This is a genomic window from Nocardioides sp. P86, from assembly GCF_023712465.1.
Lineage (GTDB): Bacteria > Actinomycetota > Actinomycetes > Propionibacteriales > Nocardioidaceae > Nocardioides > Nocardioides kribbensis.
On record NZ_JAMAYE010000001.1, the window covers coordinates 90,435 to 102,473 of the forward strand.

General features: G+C 72.7%; 11 protein-coding genes. 1 reads left to right on the forward strand and 10 read right to left on the reverse strand.

The annotated features are described in order from the left end of the window. Positions 1-25 precede the first annotated feature (25 nt). Positions 26-1,255, forward strand: a complete 1,230-nt coding sequence (locus tag M3673_RS00430; protein WP_193664212.1) for a DUF349 domain-containing protein — start codon at positions 26-28, stop codon at positions 1,253-1,255. A gap of 131 nt (positions 1,256-1,386) precedes the next feature. Here the strand turns inward: M3673_RS00430 and M3673_RS00435 are convergent, their stop codons facing one another. The 10 genes from M3673_RS00435 to pdxT form a co-directional block, all read right to left on the reverse strand. Beyond that, complete coding sequence (locus M3673_RS00435; RefSeq protein ID WP_251532757.1) at positions 1,387-3,636, reverse strand: bifunctional (p)ppGpp synthetase/guanosine-3',5'-bis(diphosphate) 3'-pyrophosphohydrolase; 2,250 nt, start codon at positions 3,634-3,636, stop codon at positions 1,387-1,389. Between the two features lie 270 nt (positions 3,637-3,906). Further along, positions 3,907-4,467, reverse strand: coding sequence for an adenine phosphoribosyltransferase (locus M3673_RS00440; protein ID WP_056862764.1), 561 nt, complete (start codon positions 4,465-4,467; stop codon positions 3,907-3,909). Then, on the reverse strand, positions 4,464-5,726 hold the full coding sequence (gene secF / locus M3673_RS00445) for a protein translocase subunit SecF (RefSeq protein ID WP_251530756.1): 1,263 nt from the start codon (positions 5,724-5,726) through the stop codon (positions 4,464-4,466). The genes M3673_RS00440 and secF overlap by 4 nt, the downstream gene beginning before the upstream one ends. Next, a complete protein-coding gene (gene secD / locus M3673_RS00450) occupies positions 5,726-7,600 on the reverse strand; it encodes a protein translocase subunit SecD (RefSeq protein WP_251530757.1) in 1,875 nt (624 codons plus the stop codon). The genes secF and secD overlap by 1 nt, the downstream gene beginning before the upstream one ends. Position 7,601: 1 nt before the next feature. Beyond that, positions 7,602-7,931 (reverse strand): preprotein translocase subunit YajC, encoded by a 330-nt coding sequence (gene yajC / locus M3673_RS00455; RefSeq protein WP_251530759.1) that lies wholly within the window; start codon positions 7,929-7,931, stop codon positions 7,602-7,604. Positions 7,932-8,135: 204 nt separating this feature from the next. Then, positions 8,136-9,152, reverse strand: a complete 1,017-nt coding sequence (gene ruvB / locus M3673_RS00460) for a Holliday junction branch migration DNA helicase RuvB (protein ID WP_251532758.1) — start codon at positions 9,150-9,152, stop codon at positions 8,136-8,138. Positions 9,153-9,201: 49 nt separating this feature from the next. Beyond that, a complete protein-coding gene (gene ruvA, locus M3673_RS00465) occupies positions 9,202-9,798 on the reverse strand; it encodes a Holliday junction branch migration protein RuvA (RefSeq protein ID WP_056904373.1) in 597 nt (198 codons plus the stop codon). Continuing rightward, positions 9,795-10,430: a crossover junction endodeoxyribonuclease RuvC gene (gene ruvC / locus M3673_RS00470; RefSeq protein ID WP_193664222.1), complete on the reverse strand. Its 636-nt coding sequence runs from the start codon at positions 10,428-10,430 to the stop codon at positions 9,795-9,797. Before ruvC ends, ruvA begins: the two co-directional genes overlap by 4 nt. 140 nt (positions 10,431-10,570) lie before the next feature. Then, entirely contained in the window at positions 10,571-11,338 is a 768-nt protein-coding gene (locus M3673_RS00475; RefSeq protein ID WP_056862757.1) for a YebC/PmpR family DNA-binding transcriptional regulator, read from the reverse strand. Between the two features lie 81 nt (positions 11,339-11,419). Next, positions 11,420-12,019, reverse strand: coding sequence for a pyridoxal 5'-phosphate synthase glutaminase subunit PdxT (gene pdxT / locus M3673_RS00480; RefSeq protein ID WP_251530761.1), 600 nt, complete (start codon positions 12,017-12,019; stop codon positions 11,420-11,422). Between the last annotated feature and the right edge of the window lie 20 nt (positions 12,020-12,039).

Here is a 12,039-nt window from a genome sequence, read left to right on the forward strand (position 1 = left end):
TGACACCGAGACCGAGGGAACCGCAGTGACGAGCGAGCAGTGGGGCCGCGTCGACGACGACGGCACCGTCTACGTGAAGACCGCCGACGGGGAGCGCTCCGTGGGGCAGTACCCCGAGGGCACGCCCGAGGAGGCGCTGACCTTCTTCACCGAGCGCTTCGCCGCGCTGGCCTTCGAGGTGGAGCTGCTCGAGCAGCGCATCAAGTCGGGGGTGATGTCGCCCGAGGAGGCGACGGAGTCCCTCGGCAAGGTGCGGGCGCAGGTCACCGACGCCAACGCCGTCGGCGACCTCGCCTCCCTCGAGGCCAGGCTCGACGCGCTCGCCCCGGTGCTCGAGCAGCAGCGCGAGGCCCGGCGCGCCGAGAAGGCGCAGCGCTCCGCGGAGTCGAAGGCGGCCAAGGAGAAGCTGGTCGCGGAGGCCGAGAAGCTCGCCGAGGGCACCGACTGGCGCAACGGCGCCAACCGCCTGCGCGACCTGCTCGAGCAGTGGAAGGCGCTCCCCCGCATCGACCGCGCCTCCGACGACGCCCTGTGGCGCCGCTTCTCCACCGCCCGCACGGCCTACACCCGCCGCCGCAAGAGCCACTTCGCCGAGCAGAACGAGAAGCGCGAGTCGGCGCGCGTGGTCAAGGAGCGGCTGGCCACCGAGGCCGAGGCGCTCGCCGGCTCCACCGACTGGGGCCCGACGTCGGGCCGCTACCGCGACCTGATGCGCGACTGGAAGGCCGCCGGCCCCGCGCCCAAGGATGCCGACGACGCGCTGTGGAAGCGCTTCCGCGGCGCCCAGGACACCTTCTTCGGCGCGCGTGACGCCGCCAACGCCGCGCTCGACCAGGAGTTCGCCGGCAACGCCGTCGTCAAGGAGCAGATCCTCGTCGAGGCCGAGGCGCTCGTGCCGGTCACCGACCTCGACGCCGCCAAGCGCACCTTCCGCGACCTCGCCGACCGGTGGGACGCCGCCGGCAAGGTGCCGCGCGACCGGATGAAGGAGCTCGAGGGCCGCATGCGCGCGGTCGAGCAGGCCATCCGCGGGGTCGAGGACGACCAGTGGAAGCGCTCCGACCCCGAGAAGTCGGCCCGCGCCTCCGACATGGTCGCCAAGCTCGAGTCGGCCATCGCCCAGGTCGAGGCCGACCTGGAGAAGGCCCGCGAGAAGGGCGACCAGAAGAAGGTCGCCGACCTCGAGGACAACCTGGCCTCGCGCCGGCAGTTCCTCGACATGGCCCGCCGGGCCAGCGCCGACTTCTCCGGCTGACCTCCGTCGGCCCCGGCTGAGCGCCGCGGCCCTCGCGTCCTACTGACCGTTGAGACCTCTACCTGACAGTCATGACTGTCGGGTAGAGGTCTCAACGGTCAGTAAGAGGTCGACCGGCGCCGCGGCGCGGTCTACTGGGTGACGCGGTAGGCGTCGAAGACGCCCGGGACGCCGCGCACGGCGCGCAGCACCGTGTCGAGGTGCTTGGTCTCGGCCATCTCGAAGGTGAACCGGCTCTTGGCCACGCGATCGCGCGTGGTGGAGAGGTTGGCCGAGAGGATGTTCACGTGGGCGTCGGAGAGCGCCATCGTGATGTCGGAGAGCAGCCGGGCCCGGTCGAGGGCCTCGACCTGGATGTTGACCAGGAAGGTCGACTTGGAGTCCGGCGCCCACTCGACCTCGAGCAGCCGCTCGGGCTGCGACTGCAGCGAGCTGGCGTTGGTGCAGTCCTGGCGGTGGACCGAGACTCCCCCGCCCTTGGTGACGAAGCCGAGGATCGCGTCGGGCGGCACCGGCGTGCAGCACTTGGCGAGCTTGACCCAGACGTCGGGCGCGCCCTTGACCACCACGCCGGCGTCCCCGGCCCCGGCGACCTTGCTGCGACCGCGCCGGCCCGTGATCGTCACGGCCTCGGCGAGGTCCTCCTGCGCGCCCTCGCTGCCGCCGTGCAGGTCGATGACGCGGCGTACGACGGCCTGGGCCGAGAGGTTGCCCTCGCCGACCGCGGCGTAGAGCGCGGAGACGTCGCTGATCTTGAAGTGCTCGGCGGCCAGGGTGAGCGACTCGTGGGACAGCAGCCGCTTGAGGGGCAGCCCCTCCTTGCGCATCAGCTTGGCGATCTGCTCCTTGCCCTGCTCGATCGCCTCCTCGCGCCGCTCCTTGGTGAACCACTGGCGGATCTTGGAGCGGGCGCGCGGCGACTTCACGAAGATCAGCCAGTCGCGCGAGGGACCGGCGTTGACCGACTTGGAGGTGAAGACCTCCACGACGTCGCCGTTCTCCAGCGTCGACTCCAGCGGCACCAGCCGGCCGTTGACCCGCGCGCCGATGGTGTGGTGGCCGACCTCGGTGTGCACGGCGTAGGCGAAGTCGACGGGGGTGGCTCCCGAGGGCAGGGCGATCACGTCGCCGCGCGGGGTGAAGACGTAGGTCTCGGCGCGGTTGATCTCGAAGCGCAGCGACTCCAGGAACTCGCCCGGGTCCTCGACCTCGCTCTGCCAGTCGAGCAGCTGGCGCACCCAGGTCATGTCGCCGCCGGTCTGGCCGGGCTCGGCGCGGCGGTCGGTGTCGAGGCCGGCGCGGCCGTCCTCCTTGTACTTCCAGTGCGCGGCCACGCCGTACTCGGCGCGGCGGTGCTGGGAGAAGGTGCGGATCTGCATCTCGACGGGCTTGCCCTGCGGACCGATCACCGTGGTGTGCAGCGACTGGTACATGTTGAACTTCGGCATCGCGACGTAGTCCTTGAAGCGCCCCAGCACGGGGTTCCACCGGGAGTGCAGCACGCCGAGGACGGCGTAGCAGTCGCGGTCCTCCTCGACCAGCACGCGGATGCCGACCAGGTCGTAGATGTCGGAGAACTCCCGGCCGCCCAGGATCATCTTCTGGTAGATCGAGTAGTAGTGCTTCGGGCGACCGGTGACCTTCGCCTTGACCTTCGCCTCGCGCAGGTCGGCCTCGACCTGGTTGATGACCTCGGCCATGAACTGGTCGCGCGAGGGCGCCCGCTCGGCGACCATCCGCACGATCTCGTCGTAGATCTTGGGGTGCAGGGTGGCGAACGCGAGGTCCTCCAGCTCCCACTTGATGGTGTTCATGCCCAGCCGGTGGGCCAGCGGGGCGTAGATGTCGAGGGTCTCGCGGGCCTTGCGCTCCTGGGTCTCCTGGCGCACGAAGCGCAGGGTGCGCATGTTGTGCAGCCGGTCGGCGAGCTTGATGACCAGCACCCGGATGTCGCGCGACATCGAGACGATCATCTTGCGGATGGTCTCGGCCTCGGCGGTCTCGCCATAGCGGACCTTGTCGAGCTTGGTCACCCCGTCGACGAGGAGCGCGACCTCCTCGCCGAAGTCCTTGGTCAGCTGCTCGAGGGTGTAGTCGGTGTCCTCGACGGTGTCGTGCAGCAGGGCCGCGGCCAGCGTCGGCTCGGTCATGCCGATGCCCGCCAGGATGGTCGTCACCGCGAGCGGGTGGGTGATGTAGGGGTCGCCGCTCTTGCGCATCTGCGAGCCGTGGTGGTGCTCGGCGGTGGCGTAGGCCCGCTCGAGCAGCGCGAGGTCGGCCTTCGGGTGGTTGGCGCGTACGGCGCGGAACAGCGGGTCGAGCACGGGGTTGGTGCCGCTCTGGCCGCTGCGCGTGCCCATCCGGGCCAGCCGGGAGCGCATGCTGCGTGACGACGGCGCCTCGACCTGGCGGTGGTCGGCGACGCGGTCGGGGCGCCGCGGGGGCGTGCGGGTCGGCTGGCGCGGCGCGCCCGGGCGGTCGACCGGAGTGCCGGGCTCCACGCGCGGCGCAGGGCCGGACGAGGACGGGGACGAGGCGGCGTCCGCCGCGGCGCCCGCGGAGGAGTCGGCGGGGCCGGGCGCACCGGACCCGGTCTGCGGGGCCGTGCGCTCCTCGGTCACCTGGTCAGTCTAGTCCGTGGCCGGGCCGGGTCAGACCGTCATCAGCGTGGTCACCGGCAGCTCGCCGAGCGCCTCGCGCCACGGCAGGAAGGACAGGTCCATCAGCACCGCCACGCCGACGACGCTGCCGCCGCACTGCTCGACCAGCTGCTGGGTCGCGCGCGCCGTGCCGCCGGTGGCGAGCACGTCGTCGACGAGCAGGACGCGGTCGCCGGGGGCGATGGCGTCGCGGTGGATCTCCAGCGTGGCCTCGCCGTACTCCAGGGAGTAGGAGACGCCGTGGGTCTCACGGGGCAGCTTGCCCTCCTTGCGCACCGGGACGAAGCCGGCACCGAGGGAGAGCGCCACCGGCGCGGCCAGGATGAAGCCCCGCGCCTCCATGCCGACGACCTTGTCCACCACGCTGTCGGCGCCCGAGCGCCCGGCCGAGGCAAGCGCGGCCACCACGGCGCTGAGGCCGTCGTGGTCGGCGAGCAGCGGGGTGATGTCCTTGAACACCACGCCCGGCTCGGGGTAGTCGGCCACGTCGAGGATCAACCGGGCCAGGGCGTCACGGGCGGGGGCGAGCGGGTCCTCGCCGGGCGAGGTCACTTCTTGCCGCGCTTGGAGCGGGTCTGGCGCGAGGGCTGCTGCCGACCGGCGGCGCGGGAGTCGGCGACCGGACCCCGCGACGGGGGCACCACCCGGCCGCGTCCCACCGCCTCCGAGGCCCGCGGGGGTGCGGTGCGCGGGGCGTTGCCGGCGATCTGCGGCCGGTCGCGGTCGACGACCGGACGGTCGGCCGGGTCGGTGCCCGGCTCGTCCTCGACCGGCATGTCCTCGGCGAAGCTCGGCACGGTGGCGTAGGGGTCGGCCATGGCCCGGGCCCGGGCCTTGGCGCGCTTCTCCTCCAGCTTGACCTCGGTCTCCGAGGACTTCATGTGCACCAGCAGGCGGGGCGCCAGGAAGATCGAGGAGTAGACACCGACCGCCATGCCGACGAACTGCGACAGCGCCAGGTCCTGCAGGGAGCTCGCTCCCAGCTGCACGGTGCTGACGTAGAGGATCGCGCCGATCGGGATGAGCGCGACGATCGCGGTGTTGATCGACCGGACCAGCGTCTGGTTGACCGCCAGGTTGGCGGCCTCGGCGTAGGTGTAGCGGGTGCGGCGCAGCTCGGCCGACGTCGTGTTCTCGCGGACCTTGTCGAAGACGACGACGGTGTCGTAGAGCGAGAACCCGAGGATCGCCAGCAGACCGGTGACCGCCGACGGCGTCACGGGGAAGCCGGAGAGGGCGTAGATGCCGATCGTGATGGCGATGTCGTGGAAGAGCGCGACGAGCGCGGCCACCGACATCTTCCACTCGCGGAAGTAGGCCCAGATGAAGAGCACCACGAGGATGAGGAAGATGACCACGCCGAGCACGGCGCGCTGGGCGACCTGCTGGCCCCAGCTCGGGCCGATCTCGGTCTGGGAGATCGCGTCGCCCGACGCGCCGGTGACGTCGTCGATGATCTGCAGGATCGCGTCGTTGTCGGCGTTGGAGAGGTTCTCGGTCTGCACGATGAGCGCGTCGCGGCTCGAGGTCGTGACCGTGGGCGTGCCCGCGGCCTCGATCCCGGAGTCGGCGATCTCCTGGCGCAGCTCGTCGGCGGTGTCCTGGGTCGCGGAACTCGCAGCGACGTCGACGTCGAACTGCGTGCCGCCGGTGAACTCCACGCCGAAGTTGAGGCCCCTGAGCAGCACGATGGCGATCGCCGCGGCCACGAGCAGCACCGAGACGAGGTACCAGGGACCGCGCTTGTTGACGAAGTCGATCGACTTCCGACCGCCGTAGAGGTCGTTGCCGAGCCGTGAGAACGTGCCCATCAGGCCTTGCCTCCTGCCGTGGCCGGGACCCGGTCCATGCCCAGGGTCTCGGGGCTGAGGCCGGAGAGCCGACCGCCGCCGTTGAAGAACGAGTAGCGCGCGAGGTAGGACACCATCGGCTTGGTGAACCAGAACAGCACCGCGAGGTCGATCAGCGTCGAGAGGCCCAGCGCGAAGCCGAAGCCCTTCACGACGCCGGTCGCGAAGATGTAGAGGACCGCCGCGGAGAGCAGCGAGACGACGTTGGCGGCCAGCCGGGTGACCCGGGCGCGCTGCCAGCCCGACTCGACCGCGACCCGCATCGACTTGCCCTCCCGCATCTCGTCGCGGATGCGCTCGAAGAAGATGATGAAGGAGTCGGCGGTGACACCGACCGCGATGATGAGACCGGCGATGCCGGGCAGGGTCAGCGTGAAGCCCGCGCCGGCGCCCAGGAGCAGGACCATGGCGTAGGTGATGGCCGCCGCGACGGCGAGCGAGCCGACGACCACCAGGCCCAGGCCGCGGTAGTAGACCAGGCAGTAGAGCATCACCAGGAGCAGGCCGGCCGCGCCGGCGTAGATGCCGGCGCTGAGCTGGCTGCCCGCGAGCGAGGGGCCGATCGTCTCGACCGAGGTGTCGCCGAAGGCGATCGGCAGCGAGCCGTACTTCAGGCTCGTGGCCAGGCTGTCGGCCTCCTCCTCGCCGAAGTCGCCGGTGATCTGGGCCTCGCCGTTGAGGATGGGGGTGTCGATGGTGGGCGCGGAGATCACGCCGCCGTCGAGCACGATGGCGAAGGGGCGCTCCTGGCCGGCCAGGGCCTGGGAGACCTCGCCGAAGGTGTCGGTGCCCTCGCCGTTGAACGACAGGGTGACCGCCCAGCCGACCTGGCCCTGCGGGATGCCCGCGGCGGCGTCGGTGAGGTCGGTGCCCTCGATGATCGAGCTCGACAGCAGGTAGGGGATGCCCTCGTCGTCGCAGGTGATGAGCGGCGTGGCCGGGTCGTCGGGCATGGCCTGGCCGGTGCCCTCGGCGGGGCACTGGTACGCCGTGAACGCCTCGGCGCACGCCGGGGTGGGGCTGTTGATCCAGGCCAGCGGGTCGGCCAGGGTCTCGTCGTCGGCGGCGGCCGCCAGGCAGCTGTCGATCGCGGCCTGTCCGCCGGCGGCGGCACCCGGGCTGGCGCTGCCCGAGGGCGAGGCGCTGCCGGAGGGCTGGGCCGAGGGGCTGGTGCTCGCACCGTCGCCGGCCTGGCCGCTGGGCTGGTCGCTGGGCTGGTCGCTGGGGCTGGGCGAGGCCGTGCCGGAGGTGAGCAGGTCACGCTGGGCGAAGCCGGGAGCGGGCCGGTTGTTGCCGCTCTGACCGGCGCCGTCCTGCTGGCCGCCCTGCTGGGTGCCGTCCTGCTGGCCACCCTGCTGGGTGCCGTCCTGCTGGCCACCCTGCTGCCCACCCTGCTGGCCACCGGGGCTGGTGGCGCCGGGCACCTGGGTGCCGGGGTCGGTGCTCACCTGGCCGGCCGCGCCGCAGGCGGTGCCGAGGAGCGGGGAGCACGCGACGAGACGGAAGCGGAGCTGGGCCGTGCGCTGCACGGTCTCCTCGAGGTCGCTCTGGTCCTCGCCGGGGATCTCGACGGTGATGTTGCCGCTCGAGGTCGTGACCTCGCCCTCGGAGACGCCGGAGCCGTTGACGCGGTCGTCGATGATCTGGCGGGCCTCCTCGAGGTTCTCCTGCGAGGGGTCGCCGTCGGGGATCAGGACGATGCGGGTGCCGCCCTGGAGGTCCAGGCCCAGGGCCGGCTTCCAGGTGCCCGCCAGCGCGGTGAGCCCGTAGAGGATCGCCACGCCGAGGAAGAACACCACCAGGGTGCGGCCCGGACGGGTCGAGGGGCGCGCCACGTCAGCGCTCCTCGGTCTCGGTGCGGCCCTCGCCGAGAGCCGGCCCGTCGGTCGGGTCCTCGAGCGGGTCGTGGGCGGGGATGATCGAGCCGATCGCCCCGCGCACCACGCGGACCACGACGCCGTCGGCGATCTCGACCCCGACGTGCTCGTCGGTGATCTCGCGGACCTCGCCGAAGACGCCCGAGGTCAGCATCACCCGGTCGCCGACGGTGAGGGAGCCCTGCATCCGCACGAGCTCCTTCTGGCGCCGGGTCTGCGGCCGGATGATCAGCAGCCAGAACACCAGCGCGATCAGGATGATCGGCAGCAGGTTGACGAGCGTCGACACGACAAGACCTCTCGAGCAGGGAGTGGGTGCAGGGCCGCGGGACCCCGGAGGAGTCCCGGGGGCGACCGACGGCAAAGTGTAGCCGTGGCCCAGGCCACGTCGTGCACCACCGTGCCCGGCGGGGCGCGCACCGCCACACCCTCTCGGACCAGGTCGCGCGGGCCCGGCGGGTGGCGGCGTCGCGGCCACGCCGCGCGCGACCGCTCAGTCGTCGAAGAGCGCCGTGTCGGCGACCGCGGCGGGTGCGGCCAGGCCGAGGTGGTGCCAGGCCGCGCGGGTGGCGATGCGCCCGCGGGGGGTCCGGGCCAGGAAGCCGTTGCGCACCAGGAAGGGCTCGGCGACCTCCTCGACGGTCTCGCGCTCCTCCCCCACGGCCACGGCGAGGGTGGAGACCCCCACGGGGCCGCCGCCGAAGCGGCGGCACAGCGCGTCGAGCACGGCCCGGTCGAGCCGGTCGAGGCCGAGCTCGTCGACCTCGTAGAGGTCCAGCGCCGCGCGCGCCACGTCGAGGGTGACCACGCCGTCGGCGCGGACCTGCGCGAAGTCGCGCACCCGGCGCAGCAGGCGGTTGGCGATGCGCGGGGTGCCGCGCGAGCGCGAGGCGATCTCGCTGGAGCCGTCGGGGCGCAGCTCGACCCCGAGCAGGCCCGCCGAGCGGCGCACGATGCGGTCGAGCTCGTGGGGCTCGTAGTACTCGAGGTGGGCGGTGAAGCCGAAGCGGTCACGCAGCGGGCCGGGCAGCAGCCCGGCACGGGTGGTCGCGCCGACGAGGGTGAAGGGCGGGATCTCGAGCGGGATGGCGGTGGCGCCGGGCCCCTTGCCGATGACGACGTCGACGCGGAAGTCCTCCATCGCCATGTAGAGCATCTCCTCCGCCGGCCGCGACATCCGGTGGATCTCGTCGACGAAGAGGACCTCGCCCTCGTTCATCCCCGACAGGATCGCGGCCAGGTCGCCGGCGTGGGTGATGGCCGGGCCGCTGGTCAGGCGCAGCGGTGCCGTCATCTCGTGGGCGATGATCATGGCCAGCGTGGTCTTGCCGAGACCGGGCGGCCCCGACAGCAGCACGTGGTCGGGCGAGCGCCCGCGCATCCGCGCCGCCTCCAGCACCAGGCCCAGCTGGTCGCGCACCCGGGCCTGACCGACGACCTCGTCGAGGCTGCGCGGTCGCAGCGCGGCCTCGACCGCACGCTCGTCGCCCTCGGCCTCGGCGGCGGTCAGGGACCCGAAGTAGGCGTCCTCGGCGGCCGCGAGGTCCTCCTCGCGCACGTCAGGCCCTGCTCAGCGAGCGCAGCGCGGCGCGTAGCAGCGCAGCGACGTCGGGCACCGGCCCCGCCTCGGGGGCCACGGCGTCGACGGCCTTCTCGGCGTCCTTCGCCGACCAGCCCAGACCGACCAGACCGGTCGCCACCTGCTCACGCCACGGCTCGGCCGAGGCGGCGGCCGGCGCCGAGCGACCGCCGACGGGCGCGCCGAGGCGGTCCTTGAGCTCCAGGATGATCCGCTGCGCGCCCTTCTGGCCGATGCCGGGCACCCGCGTGAGGGTCTTGACGTCCTCGGCCGAGACGGCGCGGCGCAGGTCGTCGGGCGCGAGCACGGCCAGCACCGCCTGGGCCAGCTTGGGGCCGACGCCGGAGGCGGTCTGCACGAGCTCGAAGCAGGCCTTCTCGTCGTCGTCGAGGAAGCCGAAGAGCGTCAGGGAGTCCTCGCGCACCACCATGCTGGTGGGCAGGGTCGCCGGCTGCCCCACGCGCAGCGACGCCAGGGTGCCGGGGGTGCAGAGCAGCTCCAGCCCCACGCCGCCCACCTCGAGGACGGCGCTGGACAGGCCCACCGTGGCCACCTGGCCGTGCACGAACGCGATCACCTGCTGCTCCTCCCGGCCGCGACCTCGGCGGCCTGCTCCAACGCGCGCCTGCGCGCCTGCTGCTGGACGGCCCGCTGGGCCCTGACCTGGGCGTCGACCTGCGCCTGCCGGTGGGCGCGCGCGCCGCTGGCCCCGACGGCGGCGTCGAGGCGCTGCTGGGCCCCGCCGCGCCAGATGTGGGTGATGGCCAGGGCCAGGGCGTCGGCCGCGTCGGCCGGCTTCGGCGGCGCGTCGAGGCGCAGGATCCGGGTCACCATCGCCCCGACCTGCTGCTTGTCGGCGCGACCGTTGCCCGAGACCGCGGCCTTGACCTCGCTGGGGGTGTGCAGCGCGATCGGCAGCCCGCGTCGCGCCGCGCACACCATGGCGATCCCGCTGGCCTGCGCCGTGCCCATCACCGTGCTCACGTCGGAGCGGGCGAAGACCCGCTCCACCGCGACGGCGTCGGGTGAGAACTCGTCGAGCCAGGCGTCTACGCCCTTCTCGATGGTGACCAGGCGCTCCGCGACCGGCAGGTGCGAGGAGGTCCGCACGACGTTGACGTCGACGAGGGTCAGCGGGCGGCCCACCGACCCCTCCACCACCCCGAGGCCGCAGCGGGTCAGGCCGGGGTCGATCCCGAGCACCCGCATCGCGCCTCCTGGTCCCCGCGCCGGACCTCGGTGGGCCGGCGTCGTGTCGAACATGTGTTCGCAGGCAACGCTACCCACCGCGACCGACCTGCGCCGCGGCGACACGCGGGCCGGGGTGCAGCCTCGGGAGCGGCCTCGGGTCAGGCGTCCTCGAGCTGGGCCATGACGTCGTCGGCCACGTCGAAGTTGGCGTAGAGGTTCTGCACGTCGTCGAGGTCCTCCAGGACGTCGACGAGGCGGAACATCTTGGCCGCGGCGTCCTTGTCGAGCGCGACCTGCATGTCGGGCACGAAGGAGGCGTCGGCGGAGTCGTAGTCGATGCCGGCGCTCTGCAACGCGGTGCGCACCGCCACCAGGTCGGTGGGCTCGGAGACGACCTCGAAGGCCTCCCCCAGGTCGTTGACGGCGTCGGCGCCGGCCTCGAGGGTCGCCTCGAGCACGTCGTCCTCGGAGACGGTCTTGCCCTCCTGCTGCGCGGGCACCACGACGACGCCCTTGCGGTGGAAGAGGAAGGACACCGAGCCCGGGTCGGCCAGCGAGCCGCCGTTGCGGGTCATGGCGGTGCGGACCTCCATGGCCGCGCGGTTCTTGTTGTCGGTGAGGCACTCGATGAGCATCGCGACGCCAGAGGGGCCGTAGCCCTCGTACATGATCGTCTGGTAGTCGGCACCGCCGGTCTCCGCACCGGAGCCGCGCTTGACCGCGCGGTCGATGTTGTCGTTGGGCACCGAGGACTTCTTGGCCTTCTGGATGGCGTCGTAGAGCGTCGGGTTGCCGGTGGGGTCACCGCCGCCCATGCGGGCCGCGACCTCGATGTTCTTGATCAGCTTGGCGAACATCTTGCCGCGCTTGGCGTCGATCGCGGCCTTCTTGTGCTTGGTGGTCGCCCACTTGGAGTGCCCCGACATGCGTTCCCTCTTCCCGTCCGTCCACGCCCTGCTCCCGGCGCACCGGGGCGGTCGTGCTTGTCGAAGTGCTGCGCCGGCCGGTCAGCGCTCCCGGACCAGGTCGAGGAACAACCCGTGGATGCGGGTGTCCTCGCCGACCTCGGGGTGGAACGAGGTGGCCATGAGCGGGCCCTGCCGGACCGCGACGATCCTACCCACGGCCGGACCGTGCGCCACACGCGCGAGCACCTCGACGTCGTCGTCGACGGCCTCCACCCAGGGCGCCCGGATGAAGACGGCGTGCACCGGGGAGTCGAGGCCGGCCACGTCGAGCGGGCCCTCGAAGGAGTCGACCTGGCGCCCGAAGGCGTTGCGGCGCACCGTGACGTGCAGCCCGCCGAGGGTCTCCTGCCCGGGCGCGGCGTCCTCGACGCGGTCGGCCAGCATGATCATCCCCGCGCAGGTGCCGAGCACCGGCAGGCCCTCGGCGATCCGCTCGCGCAGCGGTCCGAGCAGGTCGAAGACCCTCGCCAGGCGGATCATCGTGGTCGACTCGCCGCCCGGCACGACCAGCGCGTCGACGGCGGCCAGCTCCGCCACGCGGCGTACGCCGGTCGCCTCGGCCCCCAGCGCCCGCAGCGCGCGGACGTGGTCGACGACGTCGCCCTGGAGGGCGAGGACTCCGATGCGGGGTGACGGCACCGGGCGATCGTAGGGCCGGG